Raw genomic sequence first — 22,102 nt, 5'->3', positions numbered from 1 at the left:
GCCGCGGCGGCGCATGGGAGGCAACCGCATGCAGCGGGTGACGGTGACGCTGGATGACGACCTGGCGGCCGAGCTGGACCGGATGATGGCCCGCCGCGGCGACAGCAACCGCTCCGAGACGGTGCGCGACCTGCTGCGCGACGGGCTGCGGCAGAGCGCGGCGGCGGCGGGAGAGGAAGGGCCGAGCCTCGGCGCGCTGGTCTATACCTACGCGCATGAGCAGCGCGACCTGGCGCGGCGGCTGACCGGCGCCTTCCACCACCACCACGACCTCTCGGTGTCCTCCCTGCACCTGCATCTGGACCAGGAGATGTGCCTGGAGATCGCGGTGCTCAGGGGCGAGGCGGAGGCGCTGCGGCACTTCGCCGAGCATGTCATGGCCGAGCGGGGCGTGCGGCACGGCCGGCTGGTGCTGCTGCCGGATGCGGGCGCGGAGCCTGGCGGGGCGGAAAGTGCCAGGGGCGCCGCCCCTGGAACCCCGCCGGGGTGACCGTGTCACCCCGGACCCCGCCATTCGTAAAAAGGGGGGAGGTGGAAGCCCTCCCCGCCCCGGGTCTTAGCCCAGGCGCTCCTTGAGGTCCTTGGCGGGCTTGAACTTCACGCCCTTGCTGGCGGCGATCTGCACGACCTCACCGGTGGCCGGGTTGCGGCCCTGGCGGGCGGCGCGCTCGCTGATGGCGAAGCTGCCGAAGCCGGCCAGGCGCACCTCGCGGCCCGCGCCAAGGGCGTCAGCCACCGCGGCCAGCGCGGCCTTCAGCATGGCGTCGGCCTGGGTCTTCGGCAGGCCGGTGGCCGAGGCGGCGGCATCGACCAGGTCCTGACGGCTGAGGGGGCGGGTTTCTTCGGTCAAGTTGCGCTCCGAAAGCTGGAATGGGCGAGGCGCAGGAGAGACACGCTTCGATTGGTCCGGTCAAGCCAAGCTCTCCCTCGACAAGCGGCAAAGCGGCTCCTGGCCGGAGGTTTTCCACCGGAAATTGCGGGATGCGGCAGAAAGGTGGCACTTCGGCCTCGCCGCCCGCCGCTGCCTCGCCCTGTCGCTCAGCGCCAGGCCTGCAGGATCTGCTCCGTGGTCACCGCCTCGATCTGCTGGCCGAAGCGCTCGCTGTAGAGGGTCAGCAGGGCGTCATGCGTGCGGTCGGAGGAGGAGCAGAGCGCGTCGGTCGGGATCACCACCCGGTAGCCCAGGTCCACCGCCCCGAGCACGGTGGCGAGCACGCAGACATCCGTCTCGGCGCCGCTGATCACCAGCGTGTCGATGCCGCGCGCCTGCAGGCGCTCGTGCAGGCCGGGCGTGGTCCAGGGCGAGTAGACCGGCTTGTCCAGCATTTCGGCCGGCGGCACCAGCCGGGCGAGCGGGGCCAGCAGCTCCGTGGCGCCGGGGGGGAGCCTGTCGAGCGTCATCTGCGACCAGTTCTCGAAGTAGCGGCGCCAGGTGCCGCTGCGCTGCTCCGGGCGCTCGGGCGGGATGAAGCGGGTGAAGACGGTGCGCTCCGGAAAGGCGGTGGCGAGCCGCTCGACCATCGGCAGCACCCGTTTCATCCAGGGTGTCTCCCAGGGCCCCTCGGCAAAGATGTTCTGCATGTCGATGCAGAGATGGACGCAGCTTTCCGTCAGCGGGCCGTGCTTGAGGCGGTCATGCGGCGGCATGGCGAGTCTCTCCAGGTCAGTCCGACAAGGGGAACAACCGGAGGGGGAGGAAGGATGCGGGCGCCTGCGCGGGATCCGCTGCGCGCGGCGCTCAGCCCGGCGCCGCCTCGCCCCCCGGGAGGGTGCGCCGCACCGCTTCCACCAGCGCCTCGGCGGCAGGGGAGAGGCTCCCGCCACGCCGGCGCAGCAGAAGGATGCCGCGGCGCATCGCGGCCGCGGCGATCGGGCGGGTCTGCAGCACCGGAGCCAGCCGGAGGTCGAGCGCGGTCGCCGGCAGCACGCCGATGCCGAGGCCCGCGCGCACCAGCGCCACGGCGGTGCTCATATAGGTCGCCTCGTAGGCGGGGCGCAGCACCAGCCCGGCCTCGGCGAAGGCGCGTTCGGCCAGGGCGCGCACGCTGCTGCCGGGATCGGTGAGCACCAGCGGCTCGGCCGCCAGGGTGGCGGGCGTCAGGCGCTCCGCCGCCGCCAGGGCGTGGCCGGGCGGCAGCACCGCCACCAGGTCATCCTCGAAGAGCGGCTCGGCCGCCAGTTCGGCATCCGGGCCGGGCAGGGTGCCGATGCCCAGCTCCGCCTCCCCGGTCTTGATCCGTTCCACCACCCGCCCGGCCACGGCATCCTGCACCAGCACGCGGATTCCCGGATGCACCCGCCGCAGCCGGGCGAGCGCCACCGGCAGCAGAGTCGCCGCCACCGAGGGAAGCACCGCCAGATGCACGGTGCCGGAGCGACCGGCGGCCTGCTCCCGCGCTCCGGCGACCACCTCGTCCAGCTCGTCCAGCACGCGGCGGAAGGACTGCGCCATGCCCAGCCCCGCCGCCGTCGGCCGCACGCCACGCGCCGAGCGCTCGAACAGGGTCAGGCCGAGCGCCTCCTCCAGGCCGCGGATCTGCACGGTCAGGGCCGGCTGCGAGAGGTGCAGGCGTGCGGCGGCGCGGCCGAAGCTGCCTGCCTCCGCCGCCGCTACCAGAGCACGAAGCTGTCGCAACGAGAGGCTCATAAGCGGACTCTATGACTGCCCCAGAATCTTACAAATTGCATAATGGCACAATCCGCCGCTCCATCACTGTCAAAGTGGCCGGCCCAAGGCGCCGCGCCCGATGAGGAGACGGACATGCCCCGCACCCCTGCCTCCCGCCGCACCCTGCTCGGCGGCGCCCTGGCCGCCCTGGCCACGCCGCTCCTGGCAACCGGCGCCCGCGCGCAACAGGCCTGGCCGGACCGGCCGATCCGGCTGATCGTGCCCTTCGGCGCCGGCACCAGCACCGATCTCGTCGCCCGCCTGATGACGCCCCGCATGTCGGAGCTGCTGGGCCAGTCCATCGTGGTGGAGAACCGCGCCGGGGCGGGCGGCGTGGTGGGCAGCGACGCGGTCGCGAAGTCGCCGCCCGATGGCTACACGCTCTGCCTCGGCAGCATCGCCTCGCATTCGGTGAACATGTCGCTGATGCCCAGCATGCCCTATGACGTGATGCGCGACTTCACGCCGATCTCGCTGGTCACCGAGGCGCCGAACCTGCTGGTGGTCTCCCCTGCCGTGCCGGCCAGGACGCTGCCGGAGTTCATCGCCTGGGCCAAGACGCAGCGGGATGGCGTCAGCTACGCCTCGGCCGGCAACGGCACCTCCAGCCACCTGGCGGGCGAGCTGCTGAAGCTCAAGACCGGCGCGCCGCTGGTGCACGTGCCCTATCGCAGCGGCTCGCAGGCGGTGACCGACGTGATCTCCGGCACGGTGCCGATGACCATCTACCAGGTGGCCGCCGTGCTGCCCTTCGTGCGGGAGGGCAAGCTGCGCGCGCTGGCCACCACCTCGGCCAAGCGGCTGGACGTAGTGCCGGAAATCCCCACCGCCATCGAGCAGGGCGTGGCCGACTTCGACGTCGCCGCCTGGCACGGGCTGTTCGGCCCGGCGAAGCTGCCGGAACCGATCCGCGACCGCATCTATGCCGCCCTGCGCCAGTCCCTCTTCGCGCCCGAGATGAAGGCGCAACTGGAAAAGCAGGGACTGGTGCCGATCGCCATGCCGCCGGCCGAGTTCCGCCCCTGGCTGGAGGCGGACATCGCCAAGTGGCGCGAGGTGGTGCGCGTCTCCGGCGCGCGGGCGGACTGAGGCATGGCTTTCGATCGCCCCTCCGCTGACCTGCTGCGAATCGGCTGCGGCTCCGGCTTCTCGGGCGACCGGCTCGACGCGCCGGGGCCGGTGGTGGAGGCGCTGGTCGCCGCCGGCGGCCCCGCCGCGCTGATTCTGGAGGTGCTGGGCGAGCGCACCCTGGCCCTGGCCCAGCGCGAGCGGCTGCACCGGTCCGAGGCCGGCTTCGAGCCGGCGCTGCTCGACCTGCTGCGACCGATCCTGGCGCGCTGCGCGGCGCATGGCATCCCGATCGTCACCAATGCCGGCGCCGCCAACCCGCGCGGCGCGGCGCGGGCGGTGCTGGGGCTGGCGCGCGGGCTGGGCCTGCCGGAGCTGCGCGTCGGCGTGGTGGAGGGCGACGACATCCGCGGCACCGACGCGCTCGCCGACCTCGACCCCTGGGAGGGCGATGCCGGCGCGGTGCTGGAGCCGGAGAAGGTCATTGCCGCCAACGTCTATCTCGGCGCCGCGCCGATCGCCGCGGCGCTGCGGCAGGGCGCGCAGGTGGTGATCACCGGCCGCTGCTCCGATCCCGCCCTGGCGCTCGGCCCGATGCTGGCGCATTTCGGCTGGGCGGCGGATGACTGGGACCGGCTCGCCGCCGGCACCATGGCCGGACACCTGCTGGAATGCGGCGCTCAGGTCACCGGCGGCTATTTCGCCGATCCCGGCGTGAAGGACGTTCCGGGCATGGCGACGCTGGGCTTCCCCATCGCCGAGATCGGCGCCGACGGCGGCGTGCTGATCACCAAGCCCGCAGGCAGTGGTGGCCGGGTGGACCGGCAAACCGTGACCGAACAGCTTCTCTACGAGCTGCACGATCCCGCCGCCTACCTGACGCCTGACGTGGTGCTGGACATCACCGGCGTCGCCATCACCGAGGAGGCGCCGGACCGCGTGCGACTCAGCGGTGCGCGGGGCCGCCCCCGGCCGGAGCGGCTGAAGGCCACCGTCAGCCTGCCCGGCGGCTGGCTGGGCGAGGGCGAGATCTCCTATGCCGGGCCGAATGCCCGCGCCCGCGCGGACCTCGCCGGCCGCACCCTGCTGGAGCGGCTGCGGCTGCTCGGGCTGGAGGGCCAGGCGCGGCTTGACCTGATCGGCGTCGTCAGCGTCTTCGACGGCGATGCCGGCGCGCTGCGCGAGGCCGAGGCAAGCAGCCCGCCCGACCTGCGCCTGCGGCTGGCCTTCGCCAGCGAGAGCCGCGCGGCGGCGGAGCGGGCGGCGCGCGAGGTGCTTTCGCTCTATTGCTGCGGCCCGGCGGGCGGCGGCGGCGTGCGCACCCGCGTGACGGATCGCATCCGCACCCTGTCTTTCCTGGTGCCGCGTGAGCGGCTGGCGCCACGTGTCTCGCTGCTTTCGCTGGAGGGTGAGGCATGAGCGCCGTTCCGCTGCACCGGCTGGCGCATGCCCGCGCCGGCGACAAGGGCAACCGGCTGAACCTTTCGCTGATCGCCCACCGCGCCGAGGACTGGCCGTTGCTGGCGCGCGAAGTGACGGAGGCGCGGGTGCTGGCGCTTTTTGCGCATCGCGGCGCCACCGCGGTGCGGCGCTACGACCTGCCGGCGCTCGGCGCCTTCAATTTCGTCATCGAGGACGTGTTGCAGGGTGGGGTGAACGGCGCGCTCAACCTCGACGGGCACGGGAAGAGCCTGTCCTTCCTGCTGCTGGGGATGACGGTGGAGGGCGGGTGAGAAAAAGCCCGGGGGAAGGAATTCCCCCGGACCCCCATCTTTTTTCTGTCGGTCTGGCCAGCGAGAAACGCGACGAAAAAGGGAGGGGGCCTGGGGGAACTCATTCCCCCGGGCTGACCGGCAGCCGATAGACCCGCGCCGCCGTCCCCGCGAAGAGCGCCTGCTTCTCCTCCGCCGAGGCGGCCGCGGCGAGGCGCTGGAAGGCGTTCCACAGCGTGGTGTAGCTGCACATCCCCTTGTCCACGGGGAAGTTGCTCTCGAACATGCAGCGTGCGCTGCCGAAGGCCTCGATGCAGGTCTCGACCCAGGGCTTCCAGGCTGCCGCCAGTTGCTCCGACGAGGGCGGCAGCGGCTGCTCGTGGAAGGTGAGGCCGCTGATGCGCATGGCCATCCCGCCAAGCTTCACATGCAGGTTCGGCAACTTCGCCAGTTCCTGGATGTCCCTGCGCCAGGCGGCGAAGACCGCCTCGCGCTGCCCGGCATAGGGACCGACGCCCAGCGGCCCGCCGACGTGATCCAGCACGATGACGGTGTCCGGAAAGGCCCTGGCGAGGTCAAGCAGTTCGCCGAGCTGCGTGTGGTAGAGCCAGGCATCGAAGCTCAGGCCGAGCGGTCCCAGCCGGGCGAAGCCCTCGCGGAAGGCGGCGTCGCCGAGCAGGCCCCGGGGCGGCATGAAGGTGCCGCTGCGCGTCGCGGGACTGGCATCCCAGACGGAAATGTGGCGGATGCCGCGGAAGCGCCCGCCGCCGGCGGCGAGATGCGCCTCCAGCACCGGCTGCACGGCGGCTCCGAGGCGGAGATCGGCATGGCCGACGATTCCCGCACAGGCGCGGCAGGAGCCGTAAAGGCCGCTTTCCATCATCGCCGCCACGCCGGCCACGAAGGCCGTCTCGCCCACCGGGCGCAGCGCCTCCGCCCCCTCGGCCCGATGCATCGAGCGGCATTCGACGAAGACGGTGGCGAGGATGTTGTGGCCGCCGCGCAGATCAGCGAGCAACTCATCCAGCAGGTAGCGCGGGTGCACCACGTCCCAGAGGTGGTGGTGCGGGTCGATGATCGGCTGCGCCGGGTCGAGCGGCGCCTCCTGCCGCAGCGCGAGCCAGTCCGGGCGCACCGGCAGGAAGGGGCTGTCGGAAAGGCTGGCCACCGGGCTAGGCCTTCACCAGCGGGCAGCCGCCCGCGGCCACCGGGCGCATCGCCTGCTCGGCGGGGATGGTGCCGGCGAGGCGGTAGAGATCCCAGTCGTTCTTCACATCGGCGGGCGCCTTCACCTCGAAGAGATAGGTCGGGTGGAGCTTGCGCCCGTCCTCGCGCACCCGTCCGGCGCCGAAGCAATCGTCCTCGGTCGGCAGCGCCTTCATCTGCGCGATGGCGGCGCGGCCGGAAGCCTTGATCGCGGGCACGCCCAGGGCGGCGGCAGCCTTCAGGTAGTGCAGCGTGGCGGAATAGGCGCCGGCATGGTTGGTGCTGGGATAGAGGCCCGTGGGCATGGCGGGCAGCACGCGCTGGGTGAAGCCGCGGGTACGGTCGTTGAGGTCCCAGTAGAAAGGCTCGGTCAGCATCAGGCCCTGGGCCACCTCGGGCCCCATGGCGCGCACATCGCCGAGCAGGCAGAGCAGGCCGACCAGCCGCATCCGCTGCGTCAGGCCGAACTCGCGCGCCTGCTTGACGCTGTTCACCGTGTCGGTGCCGGCATTGGCGAGGCCGAGCACCTTGGCGCGCGAGGCCTGCGCCTGCAGCAGGAAGGAGGAGTAGTCCGTGGTCTGCGGGAAGGGATAGCGCGCCTGGCCGAGCACGCGGCCGCCCGCCGCCTCCACCGCCGCGGCGGTGTCGCGCTGCAGCGCATGGCCGAAGGCGTAGTCGGCGGTGAGAAAGAACCAGCTGTCGCCGCCGGCCTGCACGGCCGCGGTGCCGGCGCCATGCGCCAGCATCCAGGTGTCGTAGGTCCAGTGCACATGGTTCGGCCCGCAGCGGGGGCCATAGAGATCCGCCGTGGCGGGGCCGGTCGCCAGGAAGACCTTGTCCTTCTCGCGCGCGAGATCGGCGACGGCGAGGGCGATGGCCGAATTGTTCACCTCCAGGATCGCGTCCACGCCGCTGCGGTCGTACCACTCGCGCGCGATGCTGACGCCGACATCCGGCTTGTGCTGATGGTCGGCATGCAGGACCTCGACCTGCGGCGGCGTGCCGCTGCGCGCGAAATCGGCGATCGCCTGCCGCACGCAGGCCATGGTGCCGGAGCCGGAGAGGTCACGGTAGGGGCCGGAGAGGTCGCCCAGGATGCCCAGGCGAAGGATGGGAGCGGCCTGCGCCTGCGTGGCGCCTCCCAGGAGGGATGTTCCGGCCAGGGCCGCGCCGGCGGCAACGAAGCCGCGCCTCGTGCTGATCATGCTCGTCGTTCTCTCCCCGTGGGTTTTTCCTGGCGCTTCTCGTGATGGACGCCGATGCGGCGCCAGGATGCGGCAGGCCGGCGCATGCGCGCAAGCATCCGCGCGCGGCCGGGCTGCGCCGCCCCTGGGGGCCGGAGGCAAGCCGCGCCACAGCCCGGATTGGCGCTTGACACGGATGTGAAACAAGCCACAGCATTCTCATATGGAAACGGTGTTCAGCCCGCCGACCAGGCCTGCGGAGGTGGTGAAATCCGCCGACCGCGTGCTCGACCTGCTCGAACTGCTGGGCTGCGCGCCGCGCCCGCTGACGCTCGCGGAGATCACGCAGGATCTCGGCATCCCGAAGAGCAGCGCGCTGGCCCTGCTGCGCACCCTTGCCGCGCGCGGCTATGCGGCGCGGGACGAAAGCGACCGCTACGCGCTCGCGCCCCCCTTCGGCCGTGAAGCTGGCGACTGGCTCGGCGGCCTGCCGCGCCAGGTGCTCGCCACCGCCCAGCCGGTGATGCTGGCGCTGGTGGAGCAGACGCGGGAGACGGTGAATCTCGGGGTCATGCGTGACGGATTCATGGTGCGGCCTCTTCTCCAGGTGCCCAGCCCGCAGGAGATCCGCTACGAGCCGCGCGCGGTGGACTGCCCCGCCTATTGCACGGCCATGGGCCGCATCCTGCTGGCCCATGCGCCGGCTGAAAACCTCAGGCGCTGCCTCGCACCGCCGCTGGCGCGCCTCACGCCCTTCACCGAGACCGATCCGGCCCGCCTCCGGGTGCAAATCGCCGCCGCGCTGGCGCAGGGCTATGCCGAGATCGACAGCGAATACGCCGAAGGGGGCGCCGGTGTCGCCGCCCCGGTCTTCGACCGCGCGGGCCAGGCCGTCGCGGCCCTCAATCTCGCCAGCCTGACGGAGCGCTGGCAGCGCCACCGGCAGGACTTCATCGCCGCCGTCACCGGGGCCGCCGCCACCGTCACGCGGCGGATCGGCGGCCGCGCCCCCGAGCAGAGGAACTGAGCCTTGGGCTACCGCATCGGCGTCGATATCGGCGGCACCTTCACCGACTTCTGCGTCTTCGACGAGGAGGCGCAACGGCTGGAGACGCTGAAGGTGCTCTCCCGCCCCGATGCGCCGGGCGAGGAGGTGCTGCAGGGCCTCGCCGAGATCGAGCGCCGCTTCGGCATCCCGCCCACCGCCGTCACCTATTTCACGCATGGCTCCACGGTCGGCGTGAATGCCATCATCCAGAAGCGTGGTGCCAGACTCTGCCTGCTGGTGACGGAAGGCTTCCGTGACGTGCTGGAGCTGGCGCGGCTGAAGATCCCCGACCCGTATGACCTGTTCTCCCGCCGCCCCGAGCCGATCGTGCCGCGCGACCGCGTGCTGGAGGTGCGCGAGCGGATGAACCCCGACGGCAGCACCGACACCGCGCCCGAGCGGGAGAGCGTGCTGGAGGCCCTGGCCCGGGCCGAGGCGCTGGGGGCGGAGGCGGTGGTCATCGGCTTCCTGCATTCCTACGCCAACCCGGCGCATGAGCGCGACGTGGCGGCGATGATCCGGGCGGCGCGGCCGGACCTGCCGGTCTTCTGCTCGGCCGAGGTCTGGCCGATCGTGCGCGAATACGAGCGCAGCATCACCGCCTGCATCCATGGTTCGGTGCAGCCGCGCGTGGCGCATTACATCACCCGGCTGGAGGCGGCGCTCGCGGCGCGCGGCGTGCCGGTCGCGCCGATGATCACCAAGTCGAACGGCGGGGTGATGACCGCCGCCGCCGGCAAGGCGCGCAGCATCGAGATGCTGCTCTCCGGCACGGCGGCGGGCGCCATCGGCGCCGGCTTCGTGGCGCGGCAGGCGGGCTTCCCGCGCGTGATGAGCCTCGATATCGGCGGCACCAGCGCCGACGTGGCGCTGCTGCGCGACGGCATGCCGGATTTCCGCGCCGGCGAGCTGGTCGGCGAGTATCCGATCTACCTGCCCACGGTCTCGGTCTCCTCGATCGGCGCGGGCGGCGGCTCGATCGCCGTGGTGGACGCGCTGGGCGTGCTGCGCGTGGGGCCGGACAGCGCCGGCTCGGTGCCCGGTCCCGCCTGCTACGGGCGCGGCGGCGAGGCCGCCACCATCACCGACGCCTTCGCGGTGAAGGGCGTGCTGGGCGCGGGCGAGCTGGGCTATGGCGCCGTGCGGATCGACAAGGCGGCGGCGGAGCGGGCGCTCGGCGCGGTCGGCGAGCGGCTCGGGCGCGATGCGGCGGCGGCGGCCGAGGCGGTGGTCGCGCTGGCGGTGGCCAACATGTACCGCGAGGTGAGCCGCCTCTTCTCCCAGGTCGGCGAGGAGCCGAGCGGCTATGCGCTGCTCGCCTTCGGCGGCGCCGGCCCGATGCTGGGCTGCCTGCTGGCCGAGGAGATGGGCATGGACGCCGTGATCGTGCCACGCACCCCCGGCGTGCTGGCGGCGCTCGGCGGGCTGCTGGCGGATCTGCGCTCGGATTTCGTGCGGGTGGTGTTCCTGGACGTGGCGCCGGAGGCCATGCCCGAGTTGCAGGCCGCCTTCGCTGCCCTGACCGCCGAGGCGCGGGGCTGGCTGCGGGACAGCCAGGGCCATGCGGGGGAGGGGCGGCTGGGCGTCAGCGCCGAGATGCGCTATCGCGGCCAGTCCTACGAGATCGAGGTGCCGCTGGAGCCGGCCTGGATCGCCGACCCGGCGCCGGAGCGCATCGCAGGCGCCTTCCACGCCCGCCATGCCGAGATCTACGGCCATGCCGACGAGAAGGCTGCCGTGCATCTGGTGGCGCTGCGCGTCGTCATCGCCGGCATCACGCCGAAGCCGGAATTCCCCGCCGGAACGGTGGTGGAGAGCCGTCCGGCACCGGAAGGACAGGTGCCCGTCGCGCATCGCGGCGGGATGGTGCAGGCGGCGCTGTTCCGCCGCGCCGCCCTGCCGCCCGGCGCCGCCTTCGCCGGCCCCGCCGTGGTGGTGCAGGACGACACCACGGGCTGGGTGCCGCCCGGCTTCGGCGGGCATGTGGACGCCTTCGGCAACCTGATCCTGCGGCGGAGCTGACCATGACGACGCAACTCGACCCCGTCACGCTGCAGATCCTGAAGAGCCATTTCGAGGCCGCGGCCGAGAGTATGGCTTATACCCTGCTCCGCACCGCGCATTCCGCCTTCGTCAAGGAGACGGAGGATTTCACCAGTGGCCTGACCACGCCCTGCGGCCAGACTTTTGCGAGTCCGAAGGATCTGGGCGCCACCTGGTTCATCGGGCTGGACTATGCCGGCGCCATCAACGCCCTCGAGGACTACCGGCCCGGCGACATCTGCATCACCAACGATCCCTATTCCGGCTATGTCTGCACCCACGCGCCGGACATGCATCTCTGGATGCCGATCTTCCACGGCGAGCGGCTGATGTGCTTCGCCGTCGGCCATATCCACAACACCGACATGGGTGGCGCGGTGCCCGCCTCGCTCTCCCGCGCGCTGACCGAGGTGCACCAGGAGGGCATCCGCATCCCGCCGACCAAGCTGGTCGAGGGGGGCGTGATGGACGAGAAGCTGCTCAAGGTCATGCTGCGCAACGTGCGCATGCCCGAGCAGAACTGGGGCGACCTGAAGGCGCAGATCGCCTCGTTGAAGACCGCCGAGCGCAAGATCCACGAGGCCATCGCCCGCTTCGGCGCCGACACCGTGGCGGCCGGCATGTATGGCGTCCTGGATCTCGCCGAGCGGCAGGCGCGGCGGATGTTCGCCGGCATCCCGGACGGCGACTACGCCTTCTCCGACTATATCGACGAGGACAGCCCGGGCGGCGTGCCCTGCCGCCTCAAGCTGACCATCCGCATCCGCGGCGAGGAGGCGGAGTTCGACTTCTCCGGCAGCGACCCGCAGCTTCAGTCGGCGCTGAACATGCCGACGGGTGGACTGCCACGCCACATCCTGCCGCTGGTCGGCTACAACTATGTCGTCTATTCGCTCGACCCGACGGTGGCGCTGAACTGCGGCCTGGCACGCCCGGTGCGCTGCATCCTGCCCGAGGGTTCGGTGGTGAACCCGCTGCATCCGGCGGCGACGGGCATGCGCAGCCTGACCTGCGTGCGCATCCAGGGCATCATCATCGGCGCCTTCTCCCGCGCCCTGCCGGACCGCCTGCCGGCCGGCCCGGCGGGGGGCGGCGGCATCCTGAACGTGCGCACCACCGACCCGCGCACCGGCCGCATGGCCATGGCCTCGATCAACCCGATCACCGGCGGTGGCGGCGGCGCGGCGGATGGCGACGGGCTCGACGGCTCCAACAGCTTCCTGAAGAACACGCCGGTCGAGATCACCGAGGCCGAGGTGCCGATCCGCGTGCTGCGCTACGGGCTGGAGCCGGACAGCGGCGGGGCGGGGCTGCATCGCGGCGGGCTCGGCACCCGCATGACCTTCCGGCTGCACTCGCCCAACTCGGTGGTGACGGCGCGCAACCGCGACCGCGTGCGCTTCTCCTCCTGGGGTCTGCAGGGCGGGCTGCCCGGCGCCACCTGCGACTTCACCCGCAACCCCGGCACGCCCGGGGCGCAGGACCTCGGCAACACCGACGTGGTGCACTGCGCGCCGGGCGACGTGCTGAGCATCTCCTCCTCCGGCGCCGGCGGCTGGGGCGACCCCTATGCGCGGCCGCTGGAGGCGGTGCTGCGGGACGTGGCCGAGGGGAAGGTGAGCGAGGCCGGCGCGCGCGCCTATGGCGTGGTCGTCGAAGCCGGCCGGCTGGACGAGGCCGCCACCGTCGCGCTGCGCGAGGGCCGGCGCCCGCTGCCGCTGCCCATCACCTTCGATCCGCGGCGGCTGGACTTCGAGACGGTCTGGTCCGAGGCGGCCTGGGACCGGCTTGCGGAGCTGCTCTTCGCGCTGCCGGTCGAGTGGCGCTTCTTCATGAAGCACCAGGTCTTCGCGCAAATGGCGCAGGATGCGCAGGCGGCGGCCGATCCGGTCGCGGCGGTGGAGCGGGGCTTCGCGGCGGCGGCGGCGCGGCATCCGCAGGTCGGCACCCTGGCCGGGAGGAAGGCGGCATGAGGATCGATTTCACGGGACAGAGCGTCCTCGTCACCGGGGCGGCGCGCGGCATCGGCCGTGGCATCGTGCAGGGCTTCGCCGCGGCGGGCGCCCGCGTCTTCGCCGCCGACCGGCTGCTGGCCGAGATGGAGGGGTTGCCCGCCGCCGCCGCGCAGGTGGACGTCACCGACCGCGCCGCGCTGCGCGCCTGGGTGGCGGAGGCCACCGCCGCCGCCGGCCGCGCGCCGGATGTGCTGGTGCATGTCGCTGGTGGCGTGCTCGGCCAGTCGCCCAGACCGATGGAGGAGGTGGAGGAGGCCGACTGGCGCGCCATCCTCGACGTCAACCTCACCGGCGCCTTCCTGGCCGCCCAGGCGGTGGTACCGGGGATGAAGGCGCAAGGGCGCGGGCGGATCGTCTTCATCGCCAGCGGCGCCGGGCTGCGCACCTCGCTCACCGGCATCCAGGCCTATGCCTCGGGCAAGGCGGGCGAGATCGGCCTGACGCGGCAGCTTGGCCAGGAGCTGGGCCGCTTCGGCATCACGGTGAACGCCGTGGCGCCGGGCTTCCAGCGCACCAGCCCCGACTACGAGCGGCAGTGGCAGTCCTACTCGCCGGAGCGGCAGGCCGGGTTGATCGAGGGCACCGCCCTGCGGCGCCCCGGCACGCCGGAGGACATCGCCCATGCCGTGATGTTCTTCGCCTCCGACTATGCGGGCTTCATCACCGGGCAGATCCTGTCGGTCTCCGGCAGCCCCTGAAACAAGATCCGAGAAACAGCGGTCCGGTCACACAGCCCGACATCCTCGACCCCCAACACGGAGATTGAGCCATGCCGACCACACGCAGGGATGCGATGCGGACCGCCCTCGGAGCCACGCTGCTGGCCGGCTCGGGCAGCCTGGCCACGGCGCCGCTGACGGCGCGCCGCTCCGCCGCCGCCCCGGCCAGGTTCGTCTATGCGAACAACAGCCCCTACGACAACCTCGACCCGCACACGGTTTTCGACACGGCCCGCGCGGCGACGCGCTTCAACCTCTATGACGGGCTCTACCGCTGGGTGGACAATCCGCCCAAGATGATCCCCTGGCTGGCCGAGAGCCACACCGTCTCCGACGACGGCAAGACCTACACCTTCACGCTGCGCCAGGGCGCCAAGTTCCATGACGGCGCGCCGGTCACGGCGGAAGACGTGGTCTATTCCATCGAGCGCATCCTGGCGCTGAAGAAGGGACCGGCCAGCCTCTATCTCGATACGGTGAAGCCCGGCAGCACCAAGGCGCTCGATGCGCGCACCGTGCAGTTCAACCTGGCGCGGCCCTCGGCCATCTTCCTCGTCACCGTGCCGGACATCCTCATCGTCAACAGCGCCCTGGTGAAGAAGAACGCCAGGGGCGAGGACTGGGCCGAGCCCTGGCTGGCCAAGAGCGAGGCCGGCAGCGGCTCCTATGTGCTGCGCCGCTACGACCCGGCCGTGGGCTGGAACGCGCGCCGCTTCAAGGAGCATTTCGCCGGCTGGGGCGAGCGCCCCTTCGATGAGGTCGAGTTCCGCACGGTGCTGGAGACCAACACCCGCGTGCTCGGCCTGCAGCGCGGCGACTATCAGGGGGTGGACGGCTACCTGCCCTACGACCAGATCCAGCGCCTGCGCCCGGTGAAGGAGGTGCAGATCATCGAGCAGGAGTCGATGCGCGTCTTCCAGTTCGCGCTGAACACGACTGCCGAGTCGATGAACGACGTGCATTTTCGTCGCGCCCTGGCCTATGCCTTCGACTACGAGGGCTTCATCCGCGACATCATGAAGGGCTCCGTCTCGCGCAATCCCGGACCGAACCCGAACCCGATCTGGGGCACGCCGGAAGGCCTGAAGGGCTACAGCTTCGACCTGGAGAAGGCGAAGCAGGAGCTGGCGCAGGTGAAGGCGCCGCTGCGCCCGATCACCATCAACGCCCTGGCCGGCTTCTCGGAATCCGAGCAGGCCGCGGCGCTGTTCCAGAACACGCTGCGGCAGATCGGCGTCGAGGCACAGGTCGAGGTCTCGCCCTGGTCGGTGGTTTCCGCACGGATGCGGGATGCGCGCACCCAGGCCGATCTCGTGCCGCTGTGGAAGAGCACCTACTACGTCGATCCCAACAACTGGGTGGGTGAGCTGGTCGGCTCGCGCTACCGCGGCAGCCGCAGCTTCAGCTGGTACAGCGACCCGGAGATCGACGCGAAGCTCGACCGCGCCCTGGTCTCGAACGATCATGCGGAGCGCGAGAAGCTCTATGAGGAGATCACCCAGATCGCCAGCGACCGCGCGCTCGGCATCTTCATCTACAACACCAAATGGTACGGCCCCTATGCGGCCGATGTGGGGGGCATCCGCTTCTCGCCGGTCAGCAACGGCCAGGACCTGCGCTGGGCCGAGCGGAAGGAATGATCTGGCTCGACATCCTGCTCAAGCGGCTGCTCTGGGTGGTGCCGACGCTGCTCGGCCTGCTGGCGATCGTCTTCGTCCTCTCGCGCGTCGTGCCGATCGACCCGGCGCGGCTCGCGGCCGGTGACAACGCCTCGCCCGAGCAGGTGGAGGCGGTCCGCCACAGCCTGGGCTTCGACCGGCCGCTGCCGGCCCAGTTCCTGCGCTACGTCACCGACGTGGCGCAGGGCAATTTCGGCACCAGCCTCTTCACCCAGCGGCCGATCGCCGAGGACCTTTCCGGCCGCCTGCCGGCGACGCTCGAACTCACCTTCGTCGCCGTCATCCTCGCCGCGCTGCTCGGTGTTCCCCTCGGCGTGGTCTGCGGGCTGCACCGCAACAGCTGGGTTGACCATCTGCTGCGCATCGTCACCGTCTCCGGCCTGGCGGTGGCCTCCTTCTGGTTCGCCATGCAGTTGCAGTTCCTCTTCTCGATGAAGCTGGGCTGGCTGCCGCTCTCCGGCCGCATCGACGGCTTCCCCCCGGAGGAGGTGACGGGGCTGATGATCCCGGACGCGCTGATCGAGGGCGACCCGGAGATCATCGATTCCGCCATCCGCCACATCATCCTCCCCGCGCTGACCCTGGCGCTGCCGGCGGCGGCGACGGTGGTGCGCTTCACCCGCAACGGCGTGATCGGCGCGCTCTCCTCGCCCTCCGTCGCCTACCAGACGGCGATGGGCTATCCGCGCCGGCAGGTGGTCTGGAAATACGTGCTGCGCATGGCGATCACCGCGACCGTGACGCAGCTTGGCCTGATCTTCGGCATCCTGCTGGCCGGCGCCGTGGTGGTGGAGACGGTGTTCGACTGGCCGGGCATCGGCGCCTATGCCGTGCGCTCCATCCTGCAGTCCGACTACAATGCCATCATGGGCTTCACGCTTTGGACCGGCGTGATGTTCGTCATCGTCAACCTGCTGGTGGACCTGCTGCAGGCGGCGATCGACCCGCGGGAGGCGCGCTGATGCTGCGCCGCCTCGCGCGGGACCGCGCCGCCATGCTGGGTGCCGTGCTGATCGGCATCCTGCTGCTTGTCGCCCTGCTGGCGCCTGTCCTGGCACCCTATCCGGAGGATGTCTGGCAGTTCCACACGCCGCGCCGCCTGCTGCCGCCGGCGCCCGACCGCCTCTTCGGCACCGACCGCATGGGCAGCGACGTGTTCAGCCGCATCCTGTTCGGCGCCCGCATCACCCTCTCGCTGGCGGTGATCGCGGTCGGCTCGGCGGTGCTGATCGGCGTGCCGATCGGCCTCGTCGCCGGCTACTACCGCAACGGGTTCAGCGAGCTGCTGATGCGGGTGTCCGAGATCTTCCTGGCGGTGCCGCAGATCGTGCTGGCCATCGCCATCGCGCAGACCCTCGGCCCCTCCATCCAGAACGTCATCCTGGCGCTCTCCATCACCTACTGGCCGTTCTGGGCGCGGCTCGTCTATGCGGAGACGCGCTCGATGCGCAACGAGGTCTTCGTCGAATCCGCCATCGCGCTGGGCGCCTCGCCCTGGCGGGTGATGGTGCTGCACATCCTGCCCAACATCGCCTCGCCGATCATCGTGCGCACCTCGATCGGCATGGGCGCCACCATCCTGACCGCCGCCACGCTCGGCTTCCTCGGCCTCGGCGCGCCGCCGCCGACGCCGGAATGGGGCCGCATGATCGCCGAGAGCCGCGAGTACCTGCCGGAGGCCTGGTGGTACGCGCTGGCGCCGGGGCTCGCGATCTTCCTCACCGTGCTCGGCTTCAACCTGCTCGGCGACGGGCTGCGCGACGTGCTGGACCCGCGCACCCGGCGGGGCGGCGGCAATGACTGAAATCCTCTCCGTCGAGAACCTGGCGCTCGGCTTCCGCACCGAGGGCGGCCTCGCCCGCGTGCTGGACATGGTGAACCTCTCGGTGCGGCCGGGCGAGATCGTCGGGCTGGTGGGCGAATCAGGCTGCGGCAAGACAACACTGGCGCGCGCCATCCTCGGCACGCTGCCACCGGCCATCACCCGCATCAGCCATGGGCGCATCCGGCTGGCCGGCGCCGACATGCTGGCCGGGCCAGGGGAAGCGACGGCGGGGGCGGTGCGCGGCCGCGCCGTCACCTTCATTCCACAGGACCCCTTTGCCAGCTTCAATCCGCTCTTCCGCATCGGCACGCAGATCATGGACCTGATGCGGTGGAAGTCGCCGCGGCGGAAGCCGGGGGCGCGCACCGGCCTCTATTCGCCGCGCCGCCGCCGTGCCGACCGTGCGGCGGTGATCGCCATGCTGGATGCGGTGCAGCTTCCCCAGCCCGAGCGGCTGCTGCGAAAGTATCCGCATGAACTCTCCGGCGGCCAGCGGCAGCGCGTGATGATCGCCATGGCGCTGCTCCCCGGGCCGCGCCTGATCATCGCCGACGAGCCGACCACGGCGCTCGACGTCACCGTGCAGGCGCAGATCCTGGCCCTGCTGCGCCGCCTCGCCACTGAGCGCGGCGTGGCCGTGCTGTTCACCACGCATGACCTTGGCGCCGCCTGGGAGATCTGCGACCGCGTGGCCGTGATGTATGCCGGCCAGACCGCCGAGATCGCCCCGCGCGAGAGCTTCTTCGGTGCGCCGCGCCACCCCTATACGCGCCTGCTGCTGGAGAGTCTGCCGCAGGAGGGGCGCAACCCCGTCGGCATTCCCGGCACCGTGCCCAGCCCGCGCGCGGCGCCGCCGGGCTGTCGTTTCCATCCGCGTTGCCCGCGCGCCAGCGAGCATTGCCGGAGCGCGCGCCCTGCTTTGGCCGGCGGGGAGGGGCATGTCACCGCCTGCCACCACCCGGTGATGGCGCCGCTGGAGGCCGTCGCCGATGCCTGAGGCACCGATCCTGGAGTTGCATGGCCTCACGCGGCACTTCCCGGTGCGCGGCCTGCTCAACCGCCGCATCGGCACGTTGCGGGCACTGGACGGCGTGGATCTCGCGGTGCGCGAGGGCGAGGTGCTGGGCATCGTCGGCGAATCCGGCTGCGGCAAGTCCACCCTCGGCAAGACCATCATGGGCATCCACGCGCCTACCGGAGGGGAGGTCCATTTCGAGGGCCGCAAGGTGGCCGCGCCGGGCCTGGAGCGCCCGCCCGAAGTGCGCGCGCGGCTGCAATACGTCTATCAGGACCCCGGCGCCTCGCTGGACCCGAGCTGGAGCCTCCGCCGCTCGCTGCACGAGCCGCTGGTGATCCATACCGGCCTGCCGCGCGCGGCACGGGAGGCGCGCATCCGCGAGATCGTCGCTGCGGTGGGCCTGCCGGACGCGCATCTCGACCTCTATCCGCACGAGATCAGCGGCGGGCAGCAGCGGCGCGTCGGGCTGGCGCGCATCCTGGCGCTCGGGCCGAGGCTGGTGATTCTCGATGAGCCGACCTCGGGCCTCGACGTCTCCGTGCAGGCGGCCGTGCTGACGCTGTTCCGCAACCTGCGCGCCGCCTTCAACCTGACCTACCTGTTCATCAGCCATGACCTCGCCGTGGTGCGCTCCATGTGCGACCGGGTGGCGGTGATGTATCTCGGCCGTGTGGTCGAGATCGGCCCGGTGGCGGAGCTCTTCGCCGCGCCGAAGCACCCCTATACCCGCGCGCTTCTTGCGGCGGCGCCGCGCGTCGGTGGGCCGCGCGTGACGGAGGGCTTCATCCTGCAGGGCGAGCCGCCGGACCCGTCGCGCATCCCCGAGGGCTGCCGGTTCCGCGCGCGCTGCCCGCTCGCCGCGCCGGTCTGCGCGCAGGAGCCGGCGCTGGAAGGAAGCGCGCATCAGGCGGCGTGCTGGCGGGCGGAGGAAGTGGCGTAGACCGGGGGAGAATGAATTCTCCCCCGGCCCCCCTCTTCTTTTTTCTGTCAGTTTCGGCGCGCGGGCGGAGAGCGTGCGCGCCGGGGCGAAACAGCCCCGGCGACTGCGGCCGATGCATCCCCAAACGGACAAAAAGAAGAAGGGGGTTCGGGGGAATTCCTTCCCCCGAACTTCTATTCTTCCGTGGCTTCGGCGACGGGAAGAATCGCGGTTTCCTTCGCCGAGGTGATGGCCAGGACCGTCTCGGTGCGCTCCACGCCCGGCTGGCCCCGCACCTGATCGGCCACGAAGCGCTCCAGGGCGGAGAGATCAGGCAGGCGCAGCTTCAGCAGGAAGGTCCAGGCGCCGGTGACGTGGTGGCATTCCAGCACCGGCTCCGCCGCGCGCATGGTGATGCGGAAGGCGTTCTCCTCCCGCCCCGGTCGCATCGAGACGAAGACGAAGGCGAGCAGCGGGCAGCCGATGGCGGCGGGATCCAGGTCGGCGCGCCAGCCGCGGATGGTGCCCCGCTCCTCCAGGCGCTTCACGCGTTCGGCGGTGGCGGAGACCGAGAGGCCCGCGACCTTGGCCAGCTCGGCAAGGCCGGCTGCGCCATTCTCCTGCAAGGCGACGAGGATGTTCCGGTCAATGGCGTCCATCGCGCGAGTTTATCCGGCCACCGGCTGCCGGCAAACGCGAAACAGGCGCAGGGAGCGGGAGAAACCGGGCGGGGAGGGGGGGCCTCCCCGCCGCGGGGTGTCAGATGTAGTGCTCGGCCAGGGGGGCGAAGCCGTTGAACCCCTGGCTGGCATAGGTCGTCACATAGGCGCCGGTGGAAAGCAGTTCCACACGGTCGCCCGAGTCGAGCGCCAGCGGCAGGCGGTAGTTGGACTTCTCATAGAGCGTGTCGGTGCTGTCGCAGGTCGGGCCGGCAATGGTCACCGGACCTTCCAGGCCGCCGTCATGCGGGGTGCGGAAGGCGTATTTGATCGCCTCGCCCTCGGTTTCCGCCAGCCCGCCGAAGCGGCCGATGTCCAGGTACACCCAGCGCACCGGGTCCTCCTTCCCCTTCTGCGAGACGAGCACGACCTCGGAGGAGACCACACCCGCATCACCCACGATGAAGCGGCCCGGCTCCACCACCATCTCGGGCAGGGCATTGCCGAAGGCCTCGACCATGGCGCCCATGATGGCATCGCCGATGGCGCCGATCTCCGGCACCTCGGAGCGGTAACGCACCGGGTAGCCGCCGCCGATGTTGATCATGCGGACATTCACGCCGGCATTCTTCAGGTCGGTGAAGAGCAGGCCAACCTTGGCGATCGCCGCCTCATAGGCATCCGTGCGGGTCTGCTGGCTGCCGACATGGAAGGAGATGCCGAAAGGATCCAGGCCGAGCTCGCCGGCCAGCACCATCAGCTCCCTCGCCATCTCGACCTCGCAGCCGAACTTCTTCGACAACGGCCATTCGGCGCCGACATTGCCGACGAGGATGCGGCAATAGACCTTCGCGCCGGGCGCGGAGCGGGCGAGCTTGCGCAACTCCGGCTCCGAATCAAAGGCGAACATGCGCACGCCGGCCTCGTGGGCGGCCTTGATCGCGCTTTCCTTCTTCACCGTGTTGCCGAAGGAGATCGACTCCGGCCGGGCGCCATTGGCCAGGCAGAGATTCACCTCCTCCAGCGAGGCGGCGTCGAAGCAGGAATCGAGATCGACCAGCCGACTCAGGATCGGGGCGGCGGGGTTGGCCTTCACCGCGTAGTAGATCCGGGCAAGCGGCAGCGCCGCCTTCAGCCGGCCGTAGTTCTCGGCGACGCGATCCACGTCGACGACGAGGCACGGCGTCGCGGGAGCGACGTCGCGCAGGAAGCGGGAGACCTTGGGGGTCATCGCACCACCCTCCATCCGATACGGAAGGACCGCCCCTTTCGGGCGGCGGCCCCAAGTTGACGAAACGGTCGAACGAACCAGCGACCAAAAGAGGCCGGTGTCAGGCTCGCGCCTTCGCCGGGGTTGCCAGAACGCTTGACGTCGTTGCGTAAACCTTTGGCCGATTACGGTCGGCCTGGGGCCAGAGGCACGTGCGTACTGCGTCTGGGCGCGCATATAGAGATGTCGCGCCACGACGCAAAGGTTTTTCTCCCCCTTGCGCCGGTTTTTTTCCGTGAGCGGCCTGCGGCAGGAGGAAAGTTCCCGAAGCGGAGCGGGAAGGGCGGGAAGGCTCCTGCGCCGAAAGCGTGACCGGGGGGAATCCCTCCGATTCCCGGGGGCGGTGCCGCCTGTCAGCCGGAAGCCGCCTCCATGGCCGGTGCGGTGCCGTAGAGCCGGACGATGGCCCGCGCGGAATTCGCCGCCTGCGTTGCCACCTCGCGCTCGCCCGCTCCTGGCATCAAGCCGAGCGTCGCGCGCACGAAGATGTCGCCGCGCAGCAGGGCCAGGAACTGCTCGGCCGCCAGCATCAGGTCGGCGTCCGGGCGCAGCCGGCCGGCGCGCTGCTCGGCCGCCAGCCAGCCCGCCAGCCAGCGGCGCACGGATTGCGGCCCGCCAGCGTAGAAGTCCCGCGCCAGGTTGGGGAAGCGCAGGCCCTCGGCGACCACCACCCGGTGCAGGGCCCGCACCTCCGGCCGCAGCAGGAAATGCAGCCATTGCTGGCCCAGTTCGGCCAGCGCCCCTTCCAGCGTCACGCCGGAGGCGGAGAGCGCCACATCCATCATCGCCTGCATCTTTCGGCAGTTGGCGCTGATGATTTCGAGGAACAGGGCCTCCTTGCCCGGGAAATGGGCATAGAGCGTTGCCTTGGAGACCTGCGCCGCGCGCGCCACCGCATCCATGGAAACGGCGCCGAAGCCCTCGGCCATGAACAGCTCCGCCGCCGCCTCAAGGATGGCGCGGCGCTTTGGTGAGGCTTCCACGGACTCGGCAGCTTGGGACATGTGCGCTCACTAGGCCCGGCCGGTGGCCGGATTCAAGGGCAAACTGAACGGTTCAGTCCGGTCTT

General features: G+C 71.2%; 21 protein-coding genes. 13 read left to right on the top strand and 8 right to left on the bottom strand.

Features of this window, described 5'->3' with window-relative positions; translation table 11 throughout:
- Positions 1–28: 28 nt before the first annotated feature.
- Positions 29–490: a nickel-responsive transcriptional regulator NikR gene (gene nikR, locus QMO56_RS07525; RefSeq protein WP_283524614.1), complete on the top strand. Its 462-nt coding sequence runs from the start codon at positions 29–31 to the stop codon at positions 488–490.
- 66 nt (positions 491–556) lie between these two features.
- On the opposite strand, the gene QMO56_RS07520 is transcribed toward nikR, so the two are convergent.
- The 3 genes from QMO56_RS07520 to QMO56_RS07510 form a co-directional block, all read right to left on the bottom strand.
- A complete protein-coding gene (locus QMO56_RS07520) occupies positions 557–850 on the bottom strand; it encodes an HU family DNA-binding protein (protein WP_283524613.1) in 294 nt (97 codons plus the stop codon).
- Between the two features lie 188 nt (positions 851–1,038).
- Positions 1,039–1,647, bottom strand: a complete 609-nt coding sequence (locus QMO56_RS07515) for a cysteine hydrolase family protein (protein ID WP_283524612.1) — start codon at positions 1,645–1,647, stop codon at positions 1,039–1,041.
- A gap of 91 nt (positions 1,648–1,738) precedes the next feature.
- Positions 1,739–2,635, bottom strand: a complete 897-nt coding sequence (locus QMO56_RS07510) for a LysR family transcriptional regulator (protein ID WP_283524611.1) — start codon at positions 2,633–2,635, stop codon at positions 1,739–1,741.
- Between the two features lie 126 nt (positions 2,636–2,761).
- Here QMO56_RS07510 and QMO56_RS07505 point away from each other — a divergent pair, with 126 nt between their 5' ends.
- From QMO56_RS07505 to QMO56_RS07495, 3 genes are read left to right on the top strand one after another with little or no spacing between them, the layout of a single operon-like run.
- Positions 2,762–3,757, top strand: a complete 996-nt coding sequence (locus QMO56_RS07505; protein ID WP_283524610.1) for a tripartite tricarboxylate transporter substrate binding protein — start codon at positions 2,762–2,764, stop codon at positions 3,755–3,757.
- A 3-nt stretch (positions 3,758–3,760) separates the two neighbouring features.
- Positions 3,761–5,155 (top strand): acyclic terpene utilization AtuA family protein, encoded by a 1,395-nt coding sequence (locus QMO56_RS07500; protein ID WP_283524609.1) that lies wholly within the window; start codon positions 3,761–3,763, stop codon positions 5,153–5,155.
- The gene (locus QMO56_RS07495) at positions 5,152–5,469 is read left to right on the top strand and encodes a hypothetical protein (protein WP_283524608.1); all 318 of its coding nucleotides are present in this window, start codon (positions 5,152–5,154) and stop codon (positions 5,467–5,469) included. The genes QMO56_RS07500 and QMO56_RS07495 overlap by 4 nt, the downstream gene beginning before the upstream one ends.
- A 100-nt stretch (positions 5,470–5,569) precedes the next feature.
- On the opposite strand, the gene QMO56_RS07490 is transcribed toward QMO56_RS07495, so the two are convergent.
- Positions 5,570–6,616 carry an amidohydrolase gene (locus QMO56_RS07490; protein ID WP_283524607.1) on the bottom strand — a complete coding sequence of 349 codons (1,047 nt, stop codon included), beginning with the start codon at positions 6,614–6,616 and terminating at the stop codon, positions 5,570–5,572.
- A gap of 4 nt (positions 6,617–6,620) precedes the next feature.
- Positions 6,621–7,859, bottom strand: a complete 1,239-nt coding sequence (locus tag QMO56_RS07485) for an ABC transporter substrate-binding protein (protein ID WP_283524605.1) — start codon at positions 7,857–7,859, stop codon at positions 6,621–6,623.
- Positions 7,860–8,061: 202 nt separating this feature from the next.
- Between QMO56_RS07485 and QMO56_RS07480 the strand changes: the two genes are divergently transcribed.
- From QMO56_RS07480 to QMO56_RS07440, 9 genes are all read left to right on the top strand, one after another.
- Positions 8,062–8,865: an IclR family transcriptional regulator gene (locus QMO56_RS07480; protein ID WP_283524604.1), complete on the top strand. Its 804-nt coding sequence runs from the start codon at positions 8,062–8,064 to the stop codon at positions 8,863–8,865.
- 3 nt (positions 8,866–8,868) lie between these two features.
- Positions 8,869–10,908 (top strand): hydantoinase/oxoprolinase family protein, encoded by a 2,040-nt coding sequence (locus QMO56_RS07475; protein ID WP_283524602.1) that lies wholly within the window; start codon positions 8,869–8,871, stop codon positions 10,906–10,908.
- Positions 10,909–10,910: 2 nt separating this feature from the next.
- The gene (locus QMO56_RS07470) at positions 10,911–12,902 is read left to right on the top strand and encodes a hydantoinase B/oxoprolinase family protein (protein WP_283524601.1); all 1,992 of its coding nucleotides are present in this window, start codon (positions 10,911–10,913) and stop codon (positions 12,900–12,902) included.
- Positions 12,899–13,642, top strand: coding sequence for an SDR family NAD(P)-dependent oxidoreductase (locus QMO56_RS07465; RefSeq protein WP_283524600.1), 744 nt, complete (start codon positions 12,899–12,901; stop codon positions 13,640–13,642). The genes QMO56_RS07470 and QMO56_RS07465 overlap by 4 nt, the downstream gene beginning before the upstream one ends.
- 71 nt (positions 13,643–13,713) lie before the next feature.
- Positions 13,714–15,303, top strand: a complete 1,590-nt coding sequence (locus QMO56_RS07460) for an ABC transporter substrate-binding protein (protein ID WP_283524599.1) — start codon at positions 13,714–13,716, stop codon at positions 15,301–15,303.
- Positions 15,300–16,304: an ABC transporter permease gene (locus tag QMO56_RS07455; protein WP_283524598.1), complete on the top strand. Its 1,005-nt coding sequence runs from the start codon at positions 15,300–15,302 to the stop codon at positions 16,302–16,304. Before QMO56_RS07460 ends, QMO56_RS07455 begins: the two co-directional genes overlap by 4 nt.
- Positions 16,304–17,146: an ABC transporter permease gene (locus QMO56_RS07450; protein ID WP_283524597.1), complete on the top strand. Its 843-nt coding sequence runs from the start codon at positions 16,304–16,306 to the stop codon at positions 17,144–17,146. The genes QMO56_RS07455 and QMO56_RS07450 overlap by 1 nt, the downstream gene beginning before the upstream one ends.
- Positions 17,139–18,164 (top strand): ABC transporter ATP-binding protein, encoded by a 1,026-nt coding sequence (locus QMO56_RS07445; protein WP_283524596.1) that lies wholly within the window; start codon positions 17,139–17,141, stop codon positions 18,162–18,164. The genes QMO56_RS07450 and QMO56_RS07445 overlap by 8 nt, the downstream gene beginning before the upstream one ends.
- Positions 18,157–19,125 (top strand): ABC transporter ATP-binding protein, encoded by a 969-nt coding sequence (locus QMO56_RS07440; RefSeq protein WP_283524594.1) that lies wholly within the window; start codon positions 18,157–18,159, stop codon positions 19,123–19,125. The genes QMO56_RS07445 and QMO56_RS07440 overlap by 8 nt, the downstream gene beginning before the upstream one ends.
- A gap of 173 nt (positions 19,126–19,298) precedes the next feature.
- Here QMO56_RS07440 and QMO56_RS07435 read toward each other — a convergent pair whose 3' ends face one another.
- The 3 genes from QMO56_RS07435 to QMO56_RS07425 all read right to left on the bottom strand — a co-directional run bounded on the left by QMO56_RS07435 (position 19,299) and on the right by QMO56_RS07425 (position 22,037).
- Positions 19,299–19,763, bottom strand: a complete 465-nt coding sequence (locus QMO56_RS07435) for an Lrp/AsnC family transcriptional regulator (protein ID WP_283524592.1) — start codon at positions 19,761–19,763, stop codon at positions 19,299–19,301.
- A gap of 100 nt (positions 19,764–19,863) precedes the next feature.
- Positions 19,864–20,994, bottom strand: a complete 1,131-nt coding sequence (locus QMO56_RS07430; RefSeq protein ID WP_283524590.1) for a type III PLP-dependent enzyme — start codon at positions 20,992–20,994, stop codon at positions 19,864–19,866.
- A gap of 392 nt (positions 20,995–21,386) precedes the next feature.
- Entirely contained in the window at positions 21,387–22,037 is a 651-nt protein-coding gene (locus tag QMO56_RS07425) for a TetR/AcrR family transcriptional regulator (RefSeq protein ID WP_283524588.1), read from the bottom strand.
- Positions 22,038–22,102 lie beyond the last annotated feature (65 nt).

The organism is Roseomonas sp. E05, from assembly GCF_030063475.1.
Classification (GTDB): Bacteria; Pseudomonadota; Alphaproteobacteria; order Acetobacterales; family Acetobacteraceae; genus Pseudoroseomonas.
This window is presented reverse-complemented; position numbering and strand designations above follow the sequence as displayed.

What these genes read in the sequence shown, in the direction of transcription:
- QMO56_RS07495 (WP_283524608.1), top strand. Translation starts at nt 5,152, where the DNA reads ATGAGCGCCGTTCCGCTGCACCGGCTGGCGCATGCCCGCGCCGGCGAC.
- QMO56_RS07445 (WP_283524596.1), top strand. Translation starts at nt 17,139, where the DNA reads ATGACTGAAATCCTCTCCGTCGAGAACCTGGCGCTCGGCTTCCGCACC.
- QMO56_RS07435 (WP_283524592.1), bottom strand. Translation starts at nt 19,763, where the DNA reads ATGGACGCCATTGACCGGAACATCCTCGTCGCCTTGCAGGAGAATGGC.
- QMO56_RS07460 (WP_283524599.1), top strand. Translation starts at nt 13,714, where the DNA reads ATGCCGACCACACGCAGGGATGCGATGCGGACCGCCCTCGGAGCCACG.
- nikR (WP_283524614.1), top strand. Translation starts at nt 29, where the DNA reads ATGCAGCGGGTGACGGTGACGCTGGATGACGACCTGGCGGCCGAGCTG.
- QMO56_RS07430 (WP_283524590.1), bottom strand. Translation starts at nt 20,994, where the DNA reads ATGACCCCCAAGGTCTCCCGCTTCCTGCGCGACGTCGCTCCCGCGACG.
- QMO56_RS07515 (WP_283524612.1), bottom strand. Translation starts at nt 1,647, where the DNA reads ATGCCGCCGCATGACCGCCTCAAGCACGGCCCGCTGACGGAAAGCTGC.
- QMO56_RS07485 (WP_283524605.1), bottom strand. Translation starts at nt 7,859, where the DNA reads ATGATCAGCACGAGGCGCGGCTTCGTTGCCGCCGGCGCGGCCCTGGCC.
- QMO56_RS07470 (WP_283524601.1), top strand. Translation starts at nt 10,911, where the DNA reads ATGACGACGCAACTCGACCCCGTCACGCTGCAGATCCTGAAGAGCCAT.
- QMO56_RS07450 (WP_283524597.1), top strand. Translation starts at nt 16,304, where the DNA reads ATGCTGCGCCGCCTCGCGCGGGACCGCGCCGCCATGCTGGGTGCCGTG.
- QMO56_RS07455 (WP_283524598.1), top strand. Translation starts at nt 15,300, where the DNA reads ATGATCTGGCTCGACATCCTGCTCAAGCGGCTGCTCTGGGTGGTGCCG.
- QMO56_RS07465 (WP_283524600.1), top strand. Translation starts at nt 12,899, where the DNA reads ATGAGGATCGATTTCACGGGACAGAGCGTCCTCGTCACCGGGGCGGCG.
- QMO56_RS07480 (WP_283524604.1), top strand. Translation starts at nt 8,062, where the DNA reads ATGGAAACGGTGTTCAGCCCGCCGACCAGGCCTGCGGAGGTGGTGAAA.
- QMO56_RS07440 (WP_283524594.1), top strand. Translation starts at nt 18,157, where the DNA reads ATGCCTGAGGCACCGATCCTGGAGTTGCATGGCCTCACGCGGCACTTC.
- QMO56_RS07500 (WP_283524609.1), top strand. Translation starts at nt 3,761, where the DNA reads ATGGCTTTCGATCGCCCCTCCGCTGACCTGCTGCGAATCGGCTGCGGC.
- QMO56_RS07425 (WP_283524588.1), bottom strand. Translation starts at nt 22,037, where the DNA reads ATGTCCCAAGCTGCCGAGTCCGTGGAAGCCTCACCAAAGCGCCGCGCC.
- QMO56_RS07505 (WP_283524610.1), top strand. Translation starts at nt 2,762, where the DNA reads ATGCCCCGCACCCCTGCCTCCCGCCGCACCCTGCTCGGCGGCGCCCTG.